The sequence below is a fragment of the Capnocytophaga endodontalis genome (assembly GCF_002209445.1).
GTDB lineage: Bacteria > Bacteroidota > Bacteroidia > Flavobacteriales > Flavobacteriaceae > Capnocytophaga > Capnocytophaga periodontitidis.
The window spans coordinates 245,109-265,029 of sequence record NZ_CP022022.1 but is presented as its reverse complement, the minus strand read 5'-3'; the positions used below and the strand labels follow the sequence as shown (position 1 = coordinate 265,029).

At 38.7% G+C, this 19,921-nt stretch carries 22 protein-coding genes; 16 read left to right on the top strand and 6 right to left on the bottom strand.

What is annotated here, in order from left to right; all coding sequences use genetic code 11:
• Positions 1-48 precede the first annotated feature (48 nt).
• From CBG49_RS01230 to CBG49_RS15700, 7 genes are all read left to right on the top strand, one after another.
• A complete protein-coding gene (locus CBG49_RS01230) occupies positions 49-312 on the top strand; it encodes a SemiSWEET family transporter (protein ID WP_009412761.1) in 264 nt (87 codons plus the stop codon).
• A gap of 88 nt (positions 313-400) precedes the next feature.
• Positions 401-748 carry a hypothetical protein gene (locus tag CBG49_RS01225; protein ID WP_088593033.1) on the top strand — a complete coding sequence of 116 codons (348 nt, stop codon included), beginning with the start codon at positions 401-403 and terminating at the stop codon, positions 746-748.
• Between the two features lie 40 nt (positions 749-788).
• A complete protein-coding gene (serS, locus tag CBG49_RS01220) occupies positions 789-2,060 on the top strand; it encodes a serine--tRNA ligase (RefSeq protein ID WP_088593032.1) in 1,272 nt (423 codons plus the stop codon).
• Between the two features lie 227 nt (positions 2,061-2,287).
• Positions 2,288-3,199 (top strand): site-specific DNA-methyltransferase, encoded by a 912-nt coding sequence (locus CBG49_RS01215; RefSeq protein ID WP_088593031.1) that lies wholly within the window; start codon positions 2,288-2,290, stop codon positions 3,197-3,199.
• A gap of 2 nt (positions 3,200-3,201) precedes the next feature.
• Positions 3,202-4,326 (top strand): DNA methyltransferase, encoded by a 1,125-nt coding sequence (locus tag CBG49_RS01210; RefSeq protein ID WP_088593030.1) that lies wholly within the window; start codon positions 3,202-3,204, stop codon positions 4,324-4,326.
• Positions 4,323-6,128, top strand: a complete 1,806-nt coding sequence (locus CBG49_RS01205; protein WP_088593029.1) for a hypothetical protein — start codon at positions 4,323-4,325, stop codon at positions 6,126-6,128. Before CBG49_RS01210 ends, CBG49_RS01205 begins: the two co-directional genes overlap by 4 nt.
• Before the next feature lie 368 nt (positions 6,129-6,496).
• The gene (locus tag CBG49_RS15700; protein WP_009412753.1) at positions 6,497-6,667 is read left to right on the top strand and encodes a hypothetical protein; all 171 of its coding nucleotides are present in this window, start codon (positions 6,497-6,499) and stop codon (positions 6,665-6,667) included.
• Between the two features lie 249 nt (positions 6,668-6,916).
• Here the strand turns inward: CBG49_RS15700 and CBG49_RS01195 are convergent, their stop codons facing one another.
• The 6 genes from CBG49_RS01195 to CBG49_RS01170 all read right to left on the bottom strand — a co-directional run bounded on the left by CBG49_RS01195 (position 6,917) and on the right by CBG49_RS01170 (position 11,507).
• Positions 6,917-7,513 (bottom strand): ribonuclease HII, encoded by a 597-nt coding sequence (locus tag CBG49_RS01195; RefSeq protein ID WP_088593027.1) that lies wholly within the window; start codon positions 7,511-7,513, stop codon positions 6,917-6,919.
• 12 nt (positions 7,514-7,525) lie between these two features.
• On the bottom strand, positions 7,526-8,722 hold the full coding sequence (locus CBG49_RS01190; protein ID WP_088593026.1) for a beta-ketoacyl-[acyl-carrier-protein] synthase family protein: 1,197 nt from the start codon (positions 8,720-8,722) through the stop codon (positions 7,526-7,528).
• A 2-nt stretch (positions 8,723-8,724) separates the two neighbouring features.
• Positions 8,725-8,982 (bottom strand): phosphopantetheine-binding protein, encoded by a 258-nt coding sequence (locus CBG49_RS01185; RefSeq protein ID WP_002674344.1) that lies wholly within the window; start codon positions 8,980-8,982, stop codon positions 8,725-8,727.
• A gap of 77 nt (positions 8,983-9,059) precedes the next feature.
• The gene (locus tag CBG49_RS01180) at positions 9,060-9,929 is read right to left on the bottom strand and encodes a hypothetical protein (protein ID WP_088593025.1); all 870 of its coding nucleotides are present in this window, start codon (positions 9,927-9,929) and stop codon (positions 9,060-9,062) included.
• Positions 9,930-10,164: 235 nt separating this feature from the next.
• Positions 10,165-10,899 carry a leucine-rich repeat domain-containing protein gene (locus CBG49_RS01175; RefSeq protein ID WP_088593024.1) on the bottom strand — a complete coding sequence of 245 codons (735 nt, stop codon included), beginning with the start codon at positions 10,897-10,899 and terminating at the stop codon, positions 10,165-10,167.
• 65 nt (positions 10,900-10,964) lie between these two features.
• Positions 10,965-11,507: a 3-oxoacyl-ACP synthase gene (locus CBG49_RS01170; RefSeq protein ID WP_088593023.1), complete on the bottom strand. Its 543-nt coding sequence runs from the start codon at positions 11,505-11,507 to the stop codon at positions 10,965-10,967.
• 158 nt (positions 11,508-11,665) lie between these two features.
• Here CBG49_RS01170 and CBG49_RS01165 point away from each other — a divergent pair, with 158 nt between their 5' ends.
• The 9 genes from CBG49_RS01165 (at position 11,666) to CBG49_RS01125 (ending at position 19,815) form a co-directional block, all read left to right on the top strand.
• A complete protein-coding gene (locus CBG49_RS01165) occupies positions 11,666-12,820 on the top strand; it encodes a serine hydrolase domain-containing protein (protein ID WP_088593022.1) in 1,155 nt (384 codons plus the stop codon).
• A gap of 140 nt (positions 12,821-12,960) precedes the next feature.
• Positions 12,961-13,281, top strand: coding sequence for a hypothetical protein (locus CBG49_RS01160; RefSeq protein ID WP_088593021.1), 321 nt, complete (start codon positions 12,961-12,963; stop codon positions 13,279-13,281).
• Between the two features lie 66 nt (positions 13,282-13,347).
• Entirely contained in the window at positions 13,348-14,100 is a 753-nt protein-coding gene (locus tag CBG49_RS01155) for a hypothetical protein (protein WP_088593020.1), read from the top strand.
• Positions 14,101-14,130: 30 nt separating this feature from the next.
• Positions 14,131-14,877: a hypothetical protein gene (locus tag CBG49_RS01150; RefSeq protein ID WP_157668338.1), complete on the top strand. Its 747-nt coding sequence runs from the start codon at positions 14,131-14,133 to the stop codon at positions 14,875-14,877.
• Positions 14,878-14,915: 38 nt separating this feature from the next.
• Positions 14,916-15,698, top strand: a complete 783-nt coding sequence (locus CBG49_RS01145; RefSeq protein ID WP_088593018.1) for a glycoside hydrolase family 16 protein — start codon at positions 14,916-14,918, stop codon at positions 15,696-15,698.
• 96 nt (positions 15,699-15,794) lie between these two features.
• Complete coding sequence (locus tag CBG49_RS01140) at positions 15,795-16,562, top strand: hypothetical protein (RefSeq protein WP_088593017.1); 768 nt, start codon at positions 15,795-15,797, stop codon at positions 16,560-16,562.
• Between the two features lie 83 nt (positions 16,563-16,645).
• The gene (locus CBG49_RS01135; RefSeq protein WP_157668337.1) at positions 16,646-18,166 is read left to right on the top strand and encodes an ATP-binding protein; all 1,521 of its coding nucleotides are present in this window, start codon (positions 16,646-16,648) and stop codon (positions 18,164-18,166) included.
• A gap of 68 nt (positions 18,167-18,234) precedes the next feature.
• Positions 18,235-18,972 carry a 23S rRNA (guanosine(2251)-2'-O)-methyltransferase RlmB gene (gene rlmB, locus CBG49_RS01130; protein WP_088593015.1) on the top strand — a complete coding sequence of 246 codons (738 nt, stop codon included), beginning with the start codon at positions 18,235-18,237 and terminating at the stop codon, positions 18,970-18,972.
• Between the two features lie 12 nt (positions 18,973-18,984).
• Positions 18,985-19,815: a helix-hairpin-helix domain-containing protein gene (locus CBG49_RS01125; protein WP_088593014.1), complete on the top strand. Its 831-nt coding sequence runs from the start codon at positions 18,985-18,987 to the stop codon at positions 19,813-19,815.
• The last annotated feature ends 106 nt before the right edge of the window (positions 19,816-19,921 follow it).

Sequence of the window (19,921 nt, the reverse complement as noted above, 5' to 3'; positions counted from 1 at the left end):
CACTTTACCAAAGGCTAAAATAAAGAAACTTAAAAACAATTATATATTATGGAGAACGGAAAACTCTTTAACATTTTAGGTTGGGTAGCAATGGCTGCCTCTATTAGTATGTATGTGTCATACATACCACAAATCAGTGATAACCTTGCAGGACACAAGGGAAACCCTATACAGCCTTTGGTGGCAGCAATTAACTGCTCGTTATGGGTGATATATGGATTTTTCAAAAAACCCAAAAGAGACTATCCTATATTATTAGCTAACTTACCAGGTATTGTCTTTGGTCTATTTGCCTTTGCAACTGCTTTGTAATTAGGGTATCACACACTTTACCAAAGTTTCTCGCCAGTGTGGCTCGAAACTTTGGCAAAGTTGAAATACACATCCCCTGCTAAATAAAATGAAAAGAATTGTCACCGATGAGTATCACGCTCCCGTTGTTTTAACCCTTCCTGAGATTAAAACCCTTATTGATGAATTGCCTTATAGCGGACATCATTTTGTCGTTTTCTCAGAAGACGGCGATACCGGCAACTACGTGCAGACGATTTTAGAAAATGAAGAACTCGACGAAAAAAGCCGTTATCAAGTAGAAGCACGCGTGTACCACTCACCCGAAGCCTTCACACATTATCGTACCTTTGTAGAAACCGCCGACGAAGCCTTTGCACCTTTTGAAGCCTTCTACAACAACACCCCCTACAGCTATGATAGCTGGAATAACGTCACCGACGAATTTGCCAATTAACCAATTTGCTAATTTTCTAATTTGCTAATTTTCCAAAGATATGTTACAACTAAACACTATTAGAGAAGAAAAAGACCGCGTACTTAGCGGACTTAAAAAACGCAATTTCAAAGAATTGCATCTCATAGACAACATCATCGCCTTAGACGAAAAACGTCGTGCTACTCAGCTTTCATTAGATGAAGCACTGGCGAAATCTAACAACCTCTCTAAGGAAATCGGCTCCCTTTTTAAAGCAGGAGAAACCGATAAAGCCAATGCGCTGAAAGAGCAAACAGCCACCCTTAAAGAGGATATCAAAACCCTTACCGACACCCTCAACACTACTGTAGAGCAGCTCAATGATTTGCTCTATCGCGTGCCTAATATCCCTAATGAGTTAGTGCCCGAAGGTACTTCCGAAGCCGATAACGTAGTAGTATTCGAAGCAGGTGAAATCCCTAACTTGGGTAAAGATGCTTTGCCACACTGGGAACTCGCCAAAAAATACGACCTCATCGATTTCGAGTTAGGAGTAAAACTCACTGGCGCAGGATTCCCCGTATACAAAGGCAAAGGCGCTAAACTACAGCGCGCCCTCATCACCTACTTCCTCGACAAGAATACCGAGGCAGGTTACAACGAATTCCAAGTGCCTCACGTGGTAAATGAAGCCTCAGGCTATGGTACCGGTCAGTTACCTGATAAAGAAGGACAGATGTACCACATAGGGGTCGATAATCTCTATCTCATCCCTACTGCTGAGGTGCCTGTTACGAATATCTTCCGCGATACATTGTTAAACGAAAGCGATTTGCCTATTTGCTGCACTGCCTATACCCCTTGCTTCCGCCGCGAAGCCGGTAGCTATGGCGCTCACGTACGCGGACTTAACCGCTTGCACCAGTTCGACAAAGTAGAGATTGTGCGCATCGAGCACCCCGATAATTCTTACAAGGCATTAGAAGGAATGATAGAACACGTGAAAGGCATCCTCAACGAACTGAAACTCCCTTACCATATTTTGCGTTTGTGTGGAGGTGATTTAGGCTTTACTTCAGCCATAACCTACGATTTCGAGGTATATTCCACCGCTCAAGAAAAATGGTTAGAGATAAGTTCAGTATCAAATTTCGAAACCTTCCAAGCTAACCGACTCAAATTGCGTTTCAAGGACTCCGACGGTAAGAACCGCTTAGCGCATACCCTCAATGGCAGTTCATTAGCCCTTCCGCGCGTATTAGCAGGCATTTTAGAGAACTACCAAACCCCCGAAGGTATTGTAGTCCCCAAAATCCTCAGAAAATACACCGGCTTTGATATCATCAATTAATAAGCAAATATAAAAATCAACAAATCACACACTTTGCCAAAAGTCCTAGCCATACAACTCGTACCTTTGGCAAAGTTTTTTTGTATTCACCAATTTGCTAATTTAACTCCTATTCCCTAATTTCTACCAAATCATCAAAACAATGAGCCAATTAGAAAATTAACAAATTAGCTAATTGGCTAATTTGCAAATTATCCCTACCTTTGTCCCCAAAAAATATATTATTAATGAGTACTCAAACTGTAGAAAGAGAATTAGCAAAAGAAGAAAAGAAAACTAAATTAGGCTTCAACGGGCTTACACCCTCCGAGTGGGCTCTACTCTCTAAAAATGTAATCACTGAAGACGATATCCTAAACCCCGTTTGGAACGATCTCTCTTCACCCAGAAACCAATACCAATTAGAACACGGTGCCGTATACCCTGTAAAGTTATGCGAACGCCTTATAAAAATGTATTCCAAAGAAGAAGATACCATATTCGATCCCTTCTTGGGCATAGGCTCCACTATGATTGCTGCACAAAGCCTCAATCGCCATTGCATAGGCACCGAGCTCAACTCCAAATTCGCTCAAATAGCCCAAAATTGGCTTGACGATGTACAAGGAATTTTCGCCAACACTATGCATTATAAAATAGTTAATGACGATTGTCGCAACCTATTACAACACGTACACCCCGATAAAATACAACTCACTGTAACCTCACCTCCTTATGCCGATTTTATCCAAAAATCACTCAAAGACCGAGAAACAACTCACAAAACCTCCGTACTAAAATACGAAAACAATAGCACCGTAAAACAATATAGCCAAAATGATAATGATTTTGGCAACCTACCCTACCCCGATTTTTTAGAACAGATAAAGCACATTCTTAAAGATAACCTTGTCATTACAAAAAAAGGAGGCTATTCCTGCTGGGTAGTAAAAGACTATCGAGACACCAAAAACAAAATCCCTTACGTCCCCTTCCATTCCGATTTGGCCCGCGCAGGTGAAGAAGTAGGCTGGAAATACCACGATCTTATTATTTGGGACCAAACAGGACAACGCCGCTTAGTACTCTTAGGCTACCCAAGCGTGCTTTACACCAATCAAAACTGTTCCTTTATTGTAGTATTCAGAAAGCCTAAATAAATATGAATTTTAATATAGATTTCAATTTTACCAACGCCGACACCACCTATCTTACCCATTCCCTGCACCCTTACCCAGCAAAGTTCCCACCCCAATTACCCCATACCATTATCAAAAACTTTGCCCCCGAGAATGCCACCATACTCGACCCCTTTTGCGGGTCAGGAACCACCCTTGTAGAAGCCCGACTCTTGGGGTACAATGCTATAGGAGTAGATGTCAATGCCCTTTCCATTCTACTTTCCAAAGTCAAAGCTACCCCACTTACAAGCCAAGAGCAGATACAAATAAAATCCTTCTTAGAAACCCTTTCTATAGAAAACCAAAATTGGAAACAAACCCGACCTTCTTCTATTGTTGTAAAACAAATAGAAGGGTTAGACCACTGGTTTCAGCATAATGTAGCCCAAGAACTTACCCATATCCTTAACCTTATTGCCCAAGAAGAAAATCAAAATATAAGTGACTTCCTCAAGATTGTCCTCTCCTCCATCATTGTGAGAGTCTCCAACCAAGAAAGCGATACACGTTTTGCTGCAAAAAATAAAAATATACCTGATAACTTTACCTTTGAAGCTTTCCTGTCCAAAGCTCAAGAATACCTTGTGCGTATTACCGAATATTCTAACAAAGTAGATGACAACAACACGCTTCAACTCTATAATACCGATAGCCGTAACCTCTCTATGATTGATGAAAATAGCATCGATATGATCATAACCTCCCCTCCTTATGCCAATACTTACGACTATTATCTGTATCACAAGTTCAGAAAACGTTGGCTTGACCTTGATGTAAAGTTTGCCCAATATAACGAAATAGGTTCTCGTCGCGAATACTCAAGCCTAAAAAAACCAGCTTCCCAATGGACAGATGATTTGGTCAAATGCTTTAAAGAAATGTACCGACTACTAAAACCCAATGCACTTGCTTTCATTGTTATTGGTGATAGTGTTATCAAAAAAGAACTCATCAAAATTGACGAAGTTATTTCTAACTTTGCCCCCAATTTGGGTTTTCAAATAAGCAATATCATTTCCTCCGATTTAGCCAAACATTCACGCATCTTTAACCCCTCTTTCGCCCAAAAAGACAAAAAAGAACATCTAATTATATTAAAAAAATGAAACAAATACGCATCTACTATGAGTGCCTCGAACAGGCAGAAAACTATATAAAACCGATTATTGAACAAATTACCAAAAATCAAAATACAGAAATCATACTTGTCAAACGCCCAAAAACAGCTTCCGAACTCAATCAAGGAGCACTCTCTGCCATTCTTACACTCACTACCCCCGATGCCCTTATAACAGGCATCACCATCGAAGATAACCAAGAGATAGAATACCCACTAATCCTCATCGAGTTTACCGAAGCTGTAACCACTGAAGACCACGAACTACAGCGCACCTATGGTGCCATAGCTGCCTACCTATCAGGAGCTTATTATCTGAAAATTGCAGGTGAAAAATATTCCGAAAAAGAATTCGGAGGAGCTCAATACAACCCCTTTTCTACTCCAAAAATCTTTATAGAAGAGCTCAAGTATTATGGTTATATCATCGCCAATTGGGAAACTGAACCTAACAATCCTTATACACTACAGCGAAACCCTAATTATCCCTCTTGCCCCTCCAACATCCCTATCCTTACCGATACCCTACAAAAAGTAGTAGCAGCATTTATCACCAATACGGAACAATGGTTTGATAAAAGCCTTTCAGAGCTGAGCAGAACAACCTCATATCAGCAATACCGCTCAGAAGTAAATAAAGCCACAGGTGCCCAAGCACTCCTTGAAACGTGGAAAAACCGCCGAAAAAGCAACCTTAACAAACTGCGTTATTTCGTAACTCAAAATAGCATTTCTGCTAAGATTAATCGATTTAGCCACGCAATGGATCCCGACAGAGGAATCCTCACCTTTATCGCCGCTCTATTCTCTCAAAAATACCAAATATATGGCACCTACGCCCTTGTACGACCTCGTGGCAACGATTTAATGAAACAAGAAATGTCTTCCCTCTCCCTACTCAGGCAAAAACTCACCAAAGCCCTCGAAATGGATAAAGGAGGAATCCCCACTTGGCTTATTACCGAACTCAATACAATAGCACAAAATGCACAGTCCATCAATCAAGAAATTGATATCCAATACATATGGGGAAAGTATAAAAACGAACTCCCTAAAAACAAAGTAGTCCTAACCATTGCCTATTTCCTTGACGGACTTTACCTAAATCATAACGGTATCCTCCTAAAGTGGGACAAACGAAAACTTATAAATACCACCCAAAAAGACTTCCTTCCACACTTCTCCTCATTCTTTGGCTTTAAAAAATTCACCACTCCTACCCCTATTGCTGAGGTACAAAATGAAGTAGATGAAGACGAAGTTACCTATACAATCGTTCACAAAGTACTTATCCCTAATGGTTTTAAAATAGTATCCGTATCCTACCCAGGTTCTCAAGGAGGAGGGGCAATACTCCCCAATCCCGAATTAGGAAAAGCACAACCCCGTGAATATCCCGATGTTATCGCCCTCCCCCCCGATAACACCAATATAGATGTTGTATTAAACGAAAGTAAAGGAATGTTTTCTAAAGCAAGTGTTGAGCCCGATGTAAATAAAACCCTAAAATATAAAACAGACCCCTCTAAAATCACCGCCTTAAGAGAAACCCTTTGTGTAGCTCAAGTAATAGACCCCAACAAGCAACTCAAAAATATTATCATTGGAGTAGCTTTCGGTGTAAAGAGCAATACCAAAACTACTTGGCAACCCGACAATGTAGATTTCATCTTCAGAATCGTAGACCGTAACCATTGGGCAATAGGTATCTTTTCCCAAGAAATGAAAAACCTTATAGACAAGATAGAAGGAGAAACCTCTTTCCCAAAACTCTTTAAACTCAATAAATAACATTTCCCCTCCCCGCACCCTCAAAAGCCAGCCCCCCAGCTGGCTTTTCCATTTCCTCATTTCCTCATTTGCTAATTTCCCCATTTCGTAACACCCTCTCCCCAAAACGTTACAACCATTTGCAACTCCACTTTTCCCACCCTACCTTTGCACCGTCAAACCAAAAAAACTAAATCAAAATGGGAAAAAGCAAAGCAAACTACGCCATCACAGGACTCAGCGGTAAAGTCGGCAAAATATTCGTATACCGCCAACGCGCAGGCGGGACTATCGTTGCCACACTAACCCACATAAAAACAAATTCTATTGTACTGCCATCTATGCAAAAACGCCCTTTTAGACGAATCCTTCTTACATAACTATCTTTTATGGAAGAAAAATCTGATTTTAAAACTAATGTATATTATGAGTTTATTTTTAAAAGGGGTAATATTAGAGAAACTCTTTCAAAGTTTAACAATGAAAAAGAACTGTTTTTACAAGGTTCTTTCAAAAAAGAAGAGTTATTTAATAACTATTTAAAAGTAATTGTAGAATAAGCAAAGCCTTAATATCTAATGAATTAGAAACTAAGGCTTTACTCTGGTAGCGACTTGGATTTCTCCGCATCGCGGTCTAATAATCACTTGTTAGACACTGCAAAAGTACAAAACATTTTTTAATAGCAAAATAGGTCTTTAAAAATCTTTTTCAATCAGTAGAATTTTACCTTCACTTTCCACTATCCTGTTTTTTATAGTTCGCACAAACAACAAAGCCAGCTCCCCAGCTGGCTTTTTTCTACTTCCCTAAAACAAACTCAACTGTTCCACGGGCAGTAGCTGAAACGTTTTGCGGTGGTGCTCAGTAGCGCCGTGCTCGGCAATAGCTTTGCGGTGTTCGGGGGTGGGATAGCCTTTGTTTTGCTGCCAATGGTACTCAGGAAACTGCTGGGCAAGATCTTCCATATAGGCATCGCGGTAGGTTTTCGCAAGTATCGAAGCTGCCGCTATGGTTTGTATTTTGCCGTCGCCTTTCACTACACAAGCATAAGGTATTTTCTGGTAAGGCACAAACTTATTACCGTCTACCGCTATAAAATCGGGGGTTATTTTGAGCTGAGCAATAGCGCGGTGCATAGCGGTGATAGAAGCGCGGAGGATATTCAGTTCGTCTATTTCGGCAGGGAGTACGTGACAAACAGCATACGCTACTGCCTCACGCTCTATGATAGGTCGCAGGAGGTTGCGCTGTTTTTCGGTGAGTTGTTTAGAGTCGGTGAGGAGGTCGTTTTTGAAGTCGGGGGGTAATATCACAGCTGCCGCCGTTACAGGACCCGCCAAACAACCACGCCCCGCCTCGTCAGTACCCGCTTCTAATGAAGAATGATAGAATAATTGTAACATATCTCTTACCTCTTATCTCTTACCTAAAATAAGTGTTGAGCAGTTGCCTCCAAAACCAAAGGAGTTAGAAAGAACGTGCTGTATAGGTTTGTATTTCAGTTCGGTTTGTGGGCGGATAGGCACTTCTTCCATTGGAGTGCTGAAGTTGAGATTAGGGAATACCACCCCGTGTTGCAAGGCTAAAACGCTAAATACCGCTTCTACTGCCGAAGCTACTGCCAAAGTATGCCCCGTAAAGGCTTTGGTAGAACTAAAATCGGGGACGTGCTCACCAAAGATACGCATTAAGGCGCGACTTTCGGAGAGATCGTTGTTTACGGTAGCAGTGCCGTGTGCATTGATATAATCAATATCAGCAGGTATTAATCCTGCTATTTGTAGGGCTTTTTGCATTGCTAAAAACGCACCTTCACCATCGGCTGAAGAGGCTGTTTGGTGATAAGCATCATTGGCATTGCCCCACCCTTTGATTTCTGCTAATATAGTAGCCCCGCGTTGTAGGGCATTTTCTTCAGTTTCCAATACCAAAAAAGCACCTGCTTCCCCTAAGTTTAAGCCCTTGCGATGTTGGTCGAAAGGAGTGCAGTCAGTATCCGAGAGAATCATCAGGGTATTAAAGCCGTTGATAGTGAATTTAGAGAGCGCATCGGCACCACCGGCAATGAGACAGTTGGCTCTGCCTGTACGAAGTAGGTTGATAGCTGTTATGATGGCATTCGCCGAAGAAGAGCAGGCAGTGCTCACGCTACTTACAACGCCTTTTATGCCTACATAATCGGTGATTTGGTGAGTTACCTCACCTATGTTGTGAGTAGTAATATAGCGTCGTAGGGGTTCTTCATCGCCGTAGCGGAAGAAATAGTTTTCGGTCATATCCATACCTCCAACAGTAGATGCCATAATGAGTCCGCAGAGAGAGAGGTCTTTTTGGGTAAGACCAGCATTGGCAATCGCTTCTTGTAAGGCGATAATCCCCAAGAGAGAGGTGCGTGAATAGGCGTTCACTTCGGGTAATCGCAAAGCAGTAATAAGCTCAGCGTTCGTGCGTTTGATTTCGCCTACCTTGATGTGGTCGGCGTGAATGGTTGCTACATTTTCAATTCTGCTGATGCCTGCTTGGCGATGGGTAAGGGCATAAAAATGCTCTCCGACAGTGTTACCTATCGAAGAGTTGATACCCATTCCCGTGATGACTACTTTTTTCGGCATCGCTATTTAGTGCGGTGAGCGGTGATGTAATCAGCCATTGTTTTCACCGATTGGAAGATTTCTTTTCCTTTTTTAGGGTCGTCTAAGCGGATACCGTAATTCTTGTCGAGTAGTACAATAAGTTCGAGAGCATCGATAGAGTCGAGGGCTAAGCCAGTGCCAAAAAGGGGCTCGTTTTCATCGATATCCTCAGGGGTTACTTCTTCTAAGTTGAGTACTTCAATAATTTTGTTCTTGAGTTCTAAAATAAGTGCGTCCATTATAAATATATTAATATCAGGGGGCAAAGATAGTGAAGAATTAGCAAATTAGCAAATTTCGGAAATTAGCAAATTAGCTATTGGTAATACTCTATACTGCGTTTTTCAATTCCGCCTGTGGTTTCTTTTTTGTTGTTTTCAGTAATAAATGCTTTTGAGGATTTAATAGTGTAGTTTTGGTGTTTGTCGTAAGTATAAGTATGTTCAAATATCCAGCTGCCGTCGTATCTTTCTTGGGTTTCTTTGATGATATTTTTATGAGCGTCTAATTCTATCACTCCTTTATATTCAATTTTCATATAGCGAGGGATATAAGTGAGTTTTTCATACTTTTTATCCGAGAGATAGCTGTAAGTGGATTTGGCTGTAATTTCTCCTTTACTATTGTAGGTTCTTTCTTCTATGATGTCACCTTTGCTGTTGTAGTTTTTTTCTTGGCGCTCTTCAAGATTGCCTTCTGCATCATATTTACTAATTGTAGTAGTATTTTGTTGGTTGTCTATTTTTTGATGTATCACATCCTTAAGGCTGTTATCTTCATAGAACGCAATTTTTATAACATTTCCGTAAGTGTCATTGGTATAGATGCCTTTAATAATTTTAGTATCTCCGTCTTTTTTATAGAGGGTTGCTTCAGTACTTATGGGGTACCCTTTTTTATCAAAAGAAAAGTTTTGTTCAAATATGAGTTCTTCATTTCGATAGAATTTTTCTTTGACAACATTTCCTTCTTCATTGAAATAGTAGTCTTCTTTAGCTGCGAGAATAGGTGTGTTTTTACCATCTTTGCTAAGATTGTACGACGATATGGTCATATATTTTACTTTTCCATTGAGGTTGAATGTTTCAGTGTTTTTGTATGTTTTACCCAAGGATTTTTGTGTATACCCTAAAGTCGTAAATGATAAAAATAATATAGTTGTAATAGAAAAAATATAGTGATACATAGAATGTTTTTTTCAGGCAAAGATAGTGAAGAATTAGCAAATTAGCAAATTTCGGGAATTAGCCGATTGAGCGACAAAAAAAGTAGAGACGAATTACTCATCTCTACTTTATTAAGTTTGTTGTAAAAAACTATTTTAGGGTTCTTCAGAAATCTCATTGTCGTAGTGATTCTGGAGATTTAATTCAGTATCACTTTTATAAACACTTTTATTAAGTTTGTTCTAAAAAACTATTTTAGGGTTCTTCAGAAATCTCATTGTCGTAGTGATTCTGGAAATTTAATTCAGTATCACTTTTATAAACACTGAGTCTTCCTTTAGGCACATAGATATGTGCTATTTTGTTGGTTACATTATTGAAAATAGGGAAACTTGTTCGTGGTGGATTAGCTCCTTTAAAAGTAGCCGAAGTGAGTTTACTACAAGAATAGAAAGCACAAACTCCTATGTTTTGTATATTTTTAGGAAAAGTAACCGAAACGATTGCATCGTTATAACGAAAAGCATCTCTACCAATAGCTTGTAGACTTTCAGGGAATTTGAGAGTTGGAATCTGACACGAAATGAAAGCGTTCTCATCAATAGTAATAAGTCCTTCTGAAAACTGAACAGTAGTAAGAAGGGATCCCATAAAGGCTTCTTTGCCTATCACTTGCACTCCCGCAGGAATGGTGATGCTATTGATTTTAGTCGCATAAAAAGCCTCTTTGCCAATATTTGTTAAACCATTAGGTAAAGTGATAGTGCCTAACTTTTTATGAGCATAAAAAGCTTTTTCACCAATAATTTTTACCTTGCTAAGGGTGCCATCGGCTTGCATATCAAGAACAGAGGTATTCTCATTTTTCCACTTCACTAAAGTGAGTCCGTCAGCACTCAGTTCATAATCAGAGGTTGGAATTGAGTCGTCGCTATCTTTTTTACAAGCAAAAAGAGCAAAAACTGAAAAGAGTAATAAAAATTTTTTCATTGAATGTAATTTTTTAAGTTTTTACAGTGCAAATGTATAAAATTAATTTCAATTAGCAATTTTTACTAATCTATTAAAGTTGCTATGGCTCTATAATCGCCCTCTAAGAACTCTACCCACGCCATTAGTACACTTTGGGCTTTGCCTTGAGCTAAAAGCGAGTTGCTGTATTGCTCTAAAAGGGGTTGTGCCTCCTTGTAACTATCGAATACAAAAAAACTGTTTTCGGTTTTCAGTTGGTGACGTATGCTTATCTCGCCTAAACAGATGTTGGGCAGGGTGTAAACAAATACCGCCGGACTGGGGTAATATTCTTGCGGATTGGCAATAGATGCCTGATGTTTGCGGTCGGTGTCGAGGCTGGCAGAGCGATTCGCAAATACTAAGGCTACACCGTTTTTCTCGGATTGTGAAAACGGACGTAAGAGAACTTCGCTGGCTAAGAAAGCGAGCTTGCAGAGGTTATCCATTTTGAAGAATTTAGGATAATCCATTTGCAGGGCTTTGAGGGCTTTTTTGGAGAAATCGGCAAATGAGTCGCTTTTATCAGTGAAAAGCACTGAGCCGTTTAGAGTGATGGTGTTGTTTTCTATAGTGCAGGTCTTCATAAGTGAATAGAGAATAGTGAAAAGTTGTTATTTGTGGGCAAAGGTAGGAATAATTTATCAATTTGCTAATTAGCTAATTCACTAATTTACAAATTTACCGATTTGTTAATTCGCTAATTATGTAGTATCTTTGTCGGCAGTAACAAAAATGCTTCTCTATGAAAAAGTTTTTATTAGGCTTGCTTTGCTTCTTGTGTTTAGTGATAGCTACGCTCTACCTCACGGGCTATGGCTATATCCTCAAAGCAGTGGCAATGGTCTATGGCACAGGACATACCACTACTTTTCTCGATGATTATACGTATTTTGACAATCGTACGATTGCCAAAAGTTCCGCCGCTCAACCTTGGGCGATTTCTTTGGATTACAACAAAACTCCCGAAACTCCCGAACTGCAAAATGCACATCAAAAATACGGCACTGTGGCTTTTCTCATCATCAAAGGGGATAGCATTTGGCACGAACAGTATTTTGATAACTACAATTCTAAAAGTATGAGCAATTCGTTTTCAATGGCGAAGAGCTATGTGTCAGCACTTTTAGGGAGGGCTATTGCCGATGGGTATATCAAGAGTCTCGACCAAAAAGTGAGTGATTTTTTTCCTGAATACAAAGAAGGTTTGGGCGCACAACTCACTGTAGGCGATCTCTCGTCTATGGCATCGGGTCTCGATTGGGACGAGTCGTACTACAACCCTTTCTCTATCACTACTCGCGCTTATTTTGACAAGGAGTTTCGCGAGAAGATGTTGCACTTAAAAATTACTTCACCCCCAGGGAAATCGTTTAAATACCTCAGCGGGAATACTTTCCTATTAGGAATGGTTTTAGAAAAAGCTACGGGCAAAACGCTTACCCAATACCTCACCGAGAGTCTTTGGCAACCAATGGGTTGTGAGAGTGATGCGCTTTGGCAATTGGATAGCGAGGAGAGTGGATTGGAAAAAGCGTATTGCTGTATTGCCTCTAATGCACGTGATTTTGCCCGTCTGGGGAAACTCTATCGCGACCACGGCAAATGGAATGGCAAACAGTTGTTAGACTCCACTTTTGTTGCTACCTCAGTACAACCGCGTTTTGCCGAGAGTCCACAGTATGGTTATGGCTGGTGGTTGTTAGACTACAAAGGAATTCATTTCTTTATGATGCGCGGACACTTAGGGCAATATGTGATTGCCAATCTCACCGATGATGTTATCATTGTGCGCTTAGGACACCACACTGCCTCCAAACCCTCCGAAGAAATTATCTACCCTCAAGACATCTACGACTATATCGATGAGGCGTATAAGATGTTAGGTTTCAGGATTTAGGTTTCAGGTATCAGGGGGTCAGTGTTGTAGGGGCGTTTTGCAAACGCCCACACCAATAAGTTTTGCAAACGCTCACACCAATAAAACTTTTCAGGCAGGGGCTACGATTTATTCGCAATTTATTTTTGTTTGACATAATTATGAAAGATTTTCCTTTTGAAGAAGAAAAAGAATATATCGCGATGGTAGAGGCCAGTAAGTGCAGAACCTATATAGGTTTTATAGAGGCACTCAACGATGCCTTTTTCATTCATACCGGTCAGGAGCCTCATATCAATGATACGATGTGGCATATATTTTCATCGGATGTAGGGCATCGCAAGATAAAGATACTTTTTATGCGCAGTGGATCCTTGAAAAAACTGTCTGTTTATCACGAAATCACCGCCGATTTAGAACAGTGGAAACGCTATTGGGAAGCCGAAAATCCTAAAAACCAATTAGAATGGGAGTTTTGTTGAGGTAAGAGGTAAGAAGTATGTAGTCCCAAATTCGTGTAATCTGTGGGCTTTTAATAAAAATAAAAAATGGAAAGAAAATACAAAGCCAGTACCGCCTTAAGAGTCCTCTCTTTAGGAATTTTTCAACACGCTGTGAGTATTAAAAACGGGGTGTTGCGTACTACTTGTGGTTTTCTGTTTAGGATAAAACCTATTAAAATAGAGGATATTACTTATATAGAGTGTTATACTAAAAGAGTAAGGGTAAAAGGAGGGTATGTAAATAAAACCTATTATAAATTTGTTGTAAAAGGTGAAAAACATCGTTTGTTAAGGTTTTATCTGCTCGATGCCAAAGAAATGCAACAGCTACTAAAAGATATAAGGCAGCTCAATCCTAAGGTTGAGTACTCTGTTGAAATACGGGAATTTATGAATACATATATTAAACCCTATAAAATTCATTTTGATTTTACACCTATCGACGAGCAACCCCAAGCTAAGCAGTATGCCAAAACCCAACGCCCTTTTATTCTGCAACACCCTTCAGTGGATGTAGCTCATAATTGGCTGATGATTATTTTAGTTATGGCACCTATTTTCATAGGGAATTCAATTGTTTTGGAAGTTTTATTAGAATGTTTTGGAAGCAGAACAAATTCTATGTTCATTCCTCCAATGGTAGCAAGTTTTTTTCCTCTTTTTAATGTGGGGATGGGGCTGTCTTTAGCTTTATATGGTTCTTCTGATGGCTGGCAAAAAATAAAGAAAAACCTTTACATAGCTGCTATTTGTCTCTTTTTAGGGTTGTTATTTGGATCATTAGGAGTTATAATCTAAAGTAAATGTTTGTAAATTATCAATTGTCAATTGAAAAGATATAAAGCCAGTGCCGTTTTAAGAGTCCTCTCTTTAGGACTTTGTCGCGATGCGATTAGCATTGCGGCAGGGCGAATGCGCTCTACTTATGCCTTATTTAGCTTTAAACCAATGGAAATAGAGAATATTACTACTATACGTTATAGAGAAGTAGAGCATTATGACAATGAAGGAGGAACTTTTGAAGTTACCTATTACGAGTTTTTTGTAAAAAACGAAAAACCACGCTTGATTGTCTACTACGTGTTAGATGGCGATGAAATGCAACAATTGCTAAAAGACCTCAAAATACTGAACCCTAAGATTTATTACCCTCCTGAACTGCAGATGTTTATCAATACTCCTATTCAGCCCTATAAAATCCATTTTGATTTTAAACCTATCGACCAAAAAAATAAGGAAGAGCGCGAAGCAAAAGTAAGTTTGGAATTTCGCTTGCAACATCCCTCAAAAGAAGTTGCTCATCTTTGGCTGACACTTTTGTTAGGTGCAATCCCTTTTTTTGTGATAATGCCATTTTGGATTTGGTGGGGACAAATATTTAAAGGGGTAAGTATCTGGATTTCATCGGTTTTTATAACACTTTCAATAGTTGCCTTTTCTATAGTGATGTTTCATTTAGGAATGGCTCTCTATGGTCTTTATGAAGGAAAACAAAAACTTTTGAAATACGTTTATATAGGTGGTTTTTGTTGGTTTTTTGCTTTGTTCTTAGAACTTCTAATATATTTTTTTTAGCAAAAGGGTGAAATTCTTTGGCTTTTAATAAAAATAGAATGAAAAAAGTATTATTATTCATAGTTTTAGTTACTATTGCCAAAACTTATTCGCAAACCTCAGCTGCGTGGCAATTGGTATGGGAAGACGATTTTAATCGTAAAGATATCTTTTCAACGGCTGTATGGTCTAAAATCCCCCGTTGTGAAAAGGTTGATTGGTGCAACACAATGAGCGATCACAAAAGTCTGTTTAAAATTAAAAAAGGTAACCTTATTTTGTCAGGCAAACCCAACTCACGCCGCAAAACCGACCCCAATCAGTACATTACCGGAGGTGTTTTTACCAAAGGCAAGATGTATTTTACTTTTGGGAGGATAGAAGTGCGCTGTAAGTTAGAGGGCGTACAAGGTTCTTGGCCTGCCATTTGGATGCTTCCCCAAAGTATTAAATGGCCTAAAGGAGGTGAGATTGATATTCTTGAGCGCCTCAACAACGATGCTTTTGTATACCAAACCGTACATTCGCCCTACACTCAAAAAGGCAATACGGAGTACCCCAAACACTCAGCAACAGCCCCCATCCGCCCAACTGACTACAATGTATATGCTGTAGAATGGGATAAGGAAGCGGTACGTCTTTATGTAAACGATAGTCTTTCACTCACTTACCCACGTATACCCGAAAAAGAAACCGAAGGACAATATCCTTTCACACAAGAACCTTACTACCTGCTAATTGATATGCAACTTGGTGGCAGTTGGGTAGGAGATGTAAAACCCTTCAAAAAGCCCGTAAAAATGTACATAGATTGGGTGCGGTATTACCAGAAAACTGATTGATTGTTATTGAGGTGTGAGAAAGTATCTGAATTTACAAAATAATTCACCGTCACGTGAAAATTCGTGTAATTCGTAGGCTTTTAAGAAAAATAAAAAATGGAAAGAAAATACAAAGCTAGTGCCGCTTTAAGAGTCTTCTCTTTAGGGCTTTGCAAGCACGCTGTTCATATTGAAAACGGCGTGCTGAGGACTACTTGCGCTCCTCTCCCTAATATGAAACCTATCAAAATAAAGGATATACTCTCGGTGCGATGTTATGAAAAAGGGACTTACTATAGAGGCACAATTACTTATTGTATTTACTATGAATTTGCTGTGAAAGGCAAAACACCACAATACTTGCGTTACAATGTGTTGGACGGTGATACAATGCAGCGTTTACTCAAAGACCTCAAAATGATTAATCCTAATATTTTCTTCACTCCTGAAGTAAAAACCTTTGTAAATACCCCCATTCCTAAATACAAAATACACCTCGATTTTACACCTATCGACGAGCAACCCAAAGCTGAGCAGTATGCCAAAACCCAACGCCCTTTTATTCTGCAACACCCTTCAGTGAATGTAGCTCATAGCTGTATAAGTTTTTTGATTGAAATGAGCTCTGTTGCTTTATTTATGTTGATTTTATGTGCAAGTATTTTTCTACTACCTGAAGGCTTATTTTTCATCGCTATACCTCTTATTCTTATAGCTTTTATGACTTCTATAATGCCATTTTTGCAGTTAAGTATGAGTGTTTATGGGATTTATGGAGGTTGGAAAAAGATAGAGACCAATGTTACAATAAGTGGTTTAGCACTCTTTATATTAGTCGTATTTTGGATATTCTTTGGAGTGGAGTGGTGGAAGTTTTTGAAATGATACTTATTCACAATCTACTTTTGTTTGACTATATTTGTAAAAGGAAGAAGTTTTTAGTATTTTTGCCGAAAAAATCAAATTCTATGAAAGAAGTTAATTTAGCATCAATAATAAGTGCTTATGATACATTTGGTAAAGAAGAATTATTTAATAATTATCTAAGTTTTTTTGGAGTAAGTTTAAAAGAACGGGAGAAGGAAGATTTGAAATCTTTTTTTGATGGAATTAGACCTAATATTACCAGTGTTAAAGTATTAGAAAGATACTATCTTGGTTTTACAATTCCTCAGATATCAAAAGAGTTTGATATATTGAGAATAGGAAAAGAATCTGTTATTAATGTAGAATTAAAAAATGAATTTACAACAGAAGAAAGAATTAAAAACCAATTAAAACAAAATAAGTATTATCTTGGTTTTTTAGGAAAGGATACTTTTCATTTTACTTATGTAGCAAAAGAAGATAAATTGTATAAATTAGAAAATGATGATTTAATACTTACAAGTTTTCAGGAATTATCTAAGTTGTTATCTATACAAGAAGTAGAGGAAATAGAAAATTTAGAAAGATTGTTTGATCCTTCTAATTATTTAGTTTCTCCTTTTAATTCAACAGATAGATTTGTAAATAAAGAATACTTTTTAACCAAACAACAAGAAGATATAAAAAATAGAATTATTAATCCAGAAGATAGCAAAGATGAGCAATTGTTTTTTACAATAAAGGGAGGAGCAGGGACAGGAAAAACACTCCTTGTATATGATATTGCAAGAGAATTAACAGAAAAAGGAGAAAAAGTTTTAGTAATACATTGTGGTAATTTGAATAAAGGACAACAAGAACTAAACGAAAAAAAGATATTGAATATTGTTTCTATAAGAGATATACATGTTTCAAATGAAGCATTTGGTCAGAAAGGGTTTAATTTTGATAAATATTCTATTGTTATGTTAGATGAAGCTCAAAGAGTAAGATTATACCAATTAGAATACATAATAAAATCTATTTTTAATATTAAAAGTAAATGTGTTTTTTCTCTTGATCCTAAGCAATGTCTAAAAAAAGATGAAATAAACAATAGTATTGAGTCTTATTTAGATGAAAAAACAAACACTTTAAAGTTTAAATTAACAAATAATATAAGGACTAATGAGGAGTTGTTAGTTTTTATAAAATCTATTTTTCATAATAGACCAGATTTCGAGAAAATAAGATATAAAAATATAAAAATAAATTTTTTTAAGAATTATTCTTTAGTGAAAAACTATTTATCTAACCTTAATGTTAATGAATGGGAAATTATCAATTTTACTAATTCAAGAAATGTTAGATATGAATATGAAGAATATAATGTTTCGGATAGAGTAAATTCTCACGGGGTATTAGGGCAGGAATTTGATAATATTGCTGTGGTTATAGACGATACTTTTTCCTATAACAGCACAAAAGAATTATCAGTAAGAAACGAGAATAAGTATTTCTACGATAAGTTAGGTATGCTGTATCAGAATATTACAAGAGCAAGAAAGAAATTAAATGTTGTAATTGTAAATAATCAAGAGGTTTTAAGTAGATGTTTAGAAGTTTTAAATTCTAAAGATTAGTTTTCTTTCTCAAAATCTCTTACTTTTGTCCCCTCTATAATAAAAATAAACGCCCGTCGTACTATAATATGCAAGAACAAGAAACCCAAATATACGGCATTCGTGCCCTGATAGAAGCCCTCAAAGCAGGCAAAACCATCGATAAAGTCTTTTTGCAAAAAGGCTTACAAGGTGGCTTGTATAAAGAACTAATGCCCTTATTGCAAGCAGCCCAAGTGCCCGTGCAATATGTGCCCATTGAGAAACTCAACCGCCTTACCAAGAAAAACCACCAAGGGGTAGTAGCAAACCTTTCCCCCGTAGATTATCACAATTTTGAGGATTTGGTGATTTCGATTACCGAAAGTGGAGCTACACCGCTTTTTCTCGTGTTAGACCACCTCTCGGATGTGCGCAATTTTGGGGCGATTATCCGCACGGCAGAGTGTACAGGCGTTTCGGGGATTATCATTCCTAAACGTGGCAGTGTGAGCATCACCGCCGATACTGTCAAAACCTCGGCTGGAGCTGTGTTTCGCGTGCCTATCTGCAAGGTAGAAAACCTCGTAGATGCCGTGTACTACCTGCAAGGCAGTGGCATCAGAGTAGTGGCTGCGACCGAAAAAACAAACCAATTGCTATACGCCGAAGATTTTACCGTGCCTACTGCTATTGTGATGGGCGCTGAAGATGTAGGTGTATCGCCTGCTGTGTTGAAGGTAGTAGATAGCAAAGCCAAATTGCCAATGGTAGGCGATATCAGTTCGCTAAACGTTTCTGTAGCTTGTGCCGTCTTCTTGTACGAAGTAGTAAAACAACGCCTCTAACCCCTAACACCAATGAACCGCCAACAAACCCGAGGAGTTATACTGCTCCTCGTTCTTATCGTCGCACTGCAATTCGCCTTTCGCAACTGTGAATTCCACCATACTTTCACTCCCGTCGAAACTGCGTTGGGCTACCGCGAAATGGATTCACTAAGGGCACTCGTGACTGCCCTTAAAAAGGATACCATTTATCCCTTCAACCCTAATTTCATCACCGATTATAAAGGCTTCAAACTGGGGCTCACTCCAGAGCAAATCGACCGTTTGCAAGCCTTTCGCGCACAGAATAGGTACGTAAATTCTGCTCAAGAATTCCAGCAAGTAACGGGTGTTTCGGATAGTGTGCTCGCCAAAATAGCCCCTTCTTTCAAATTCCCCGACTGGGTGAAAAATCGCAAAACAACTGCTTATAACTATGAGTATTCCTCTTCTAAACATTTTACCAAACAAGATATCAACACGGCTACTGCCGAAGCGCTGATGAAAATCTACGGCATAGGTGAGGGGTTTTCTAACCGTATTTTGAAATACCGCGACAAACTACACGGCTTTACCTATATCGACCAAGTAGCTGAGGTCTACGGACTTGACAAAGAGGTCTACCAGCGTGTAGCCGAACGTTTTGAGGTACAAACCGCTCCCGTGATAGAGAAAAAGAATATCAATGCGCTCAATATGTATGAACTGAGCAAAATACCCTATGTGAAATACGGCGAAGGTAAAAAGATTGTAGGATTGCGTTCAGAACTCGGTGCTATCAAATCTTTTGATGACCTTTTGCAAATCGAAGGTTTTGATAAAGAACGCATCGCCCGCTTGCAGTTGTATTTGTATATTGAATAGGCACTACATTTTGCCACTACACTTTGCCAAAGTTCTCTGCCTGTGCGGCTCGCACCTTTGGCAAAGTTGATTACTCTGATTATTAATAATTTTTGAAGTATGTTGT

Coding starts and splice junctions, on each gene's coding strand:
- CBG49_RS01230 (WP_009412761.1), top strand. CDS start 49: ATGGAGAACGGAAAACTCTTTAACATTTTAGGTTGGGTAGCAATGGCT.
- CBG49_RS01225 (WP_088593033.1), top strand. CDS start 401: ATGAAAAGAATTGTCACCGATGAGTATCACGCTCCCGTTGTTTTAACC.
- serS (WP_088593032.1), top strand. CDS start 789: ATGTTACAACTAAACACTATTAGAGAAGAAAAAGACCGCGTACTTAGC.
- CBG49_RS01215 (WP_088593031.1), top strand. CDS start 2,288: ATGAGTACTCAAACTGTAGAAAGAGAATTAGCAAAAGAAGAAAAGAAA.
- CBG49_RS01210 (WP_088593030.1), top strand. CDS start 3,202: ATGAATTTTAATATAGATTTCAATTTTACCAACGCCGACACCACCTAT.
- CBG49_RS01205 (WP_088593029.1), top strand. CDS start 4,323: ATGAAACAAATACGCATCTACTATGAGTGCCTCGAACAGGCAGAAAAC.
- CBG49_RS15700 (WP_009412753.1), top strand. CDS start 6,497: ATGGAAGAAAAATCTGATTTTAAAACTAATGTATATTATGAGTTTATT.
- CBG49_RS01195 (WP_088593027.1), bottom strand. CDS start 7,513: ATGTTACAATTATTCTATCATTCTTCATTAGAAGCGGGTACTGACGAG.
- CBG49_RS01190 (WP_088593026.1), bottom strand. CDS start 8,722: ATGCCGAAAAAAGTAGTCATCACGGGAATGGGTATCAACTCTTCGATA.
- CBG49_RS01185 (WP_002674344.1), bottom strand. CDS start 8,982: ATGGACGCACTTATTTTAGAACTCAAGAACAAAATTATTGAAGTACTC.
- CBG49_RS01180 (WP_088593025.1), bottom strand. CDS start 9,929: ATGTATCACTATATTTTTTCTATTACAACTATATTATTTTTATCATTT.
- CBG49_RS01175 (WP_088593024.1), bottom strand. CDS start 10,899: ATGAAAAAATTTTTATTACTCTTTTCAGTTTTTGCTCTTTTTGCTTGT.
- CBG49_RS01170 (WP_088593023.1), bottom strand. CDS start 11,507: ATGAAGACCTGCACTATAGAAAACAACACCATCACTCTAAACGGCTCA.
- CBG49_RS01165 (WP_088593022.1), top strand. CDS start 11,666: ATGAAAAAGTTTTTATTAGGCTTGCTTTGCTTCTTGTGTTTAGTGATA.
- CBG49_RS01160 (WP_088593021.1), top strand. CDS start 12,961: ATGAAAGATTTTCCTTTTGAAGAAGAAAAAGAATATATCGCGATGGTA.
- CBG49_RS01155 (WP_088593020.1), top strand. CDS start 13,348: ATGGAAAGAAAATACAAAGCCAGTACCGCCTTAAGAGTCCTCTCTTTA.
- CBG49_RS01145 (WP_088593018.1), top strand. CDS start 14,916: ATGAAAAAAGTATTATTATTCATAGTTTTAGTTACTATTGCCAAAACT.
- CBG49_RS01140 (WP_088593017.1), top strand. CDS start 15,795: ATGGAAAGAAAATACAAAGCTAGTGCCGCTTTAAGAGTCTTCTCTTTA.
- CBG49_RS01135 (WP_157668337.1), top strand. CDS start 16,646: ATGAAAGAAGTTAATTTAGCATCAATAATAAGTGCTTATGATACATTT.
- rlmB (WP_088593015.1), top strand. CDS start 18,235: ATGCAAGAACAAGAAACCCAAATATACGGCATTCGTGCCCTGATAGAA.
- CBG49_RS01125 (WP_088593014.1), top strand. CDS start 18,985: ATGAACCGCCAACAAACCCGAGGAGTTATACTGCTCCTCGTTCTTATC.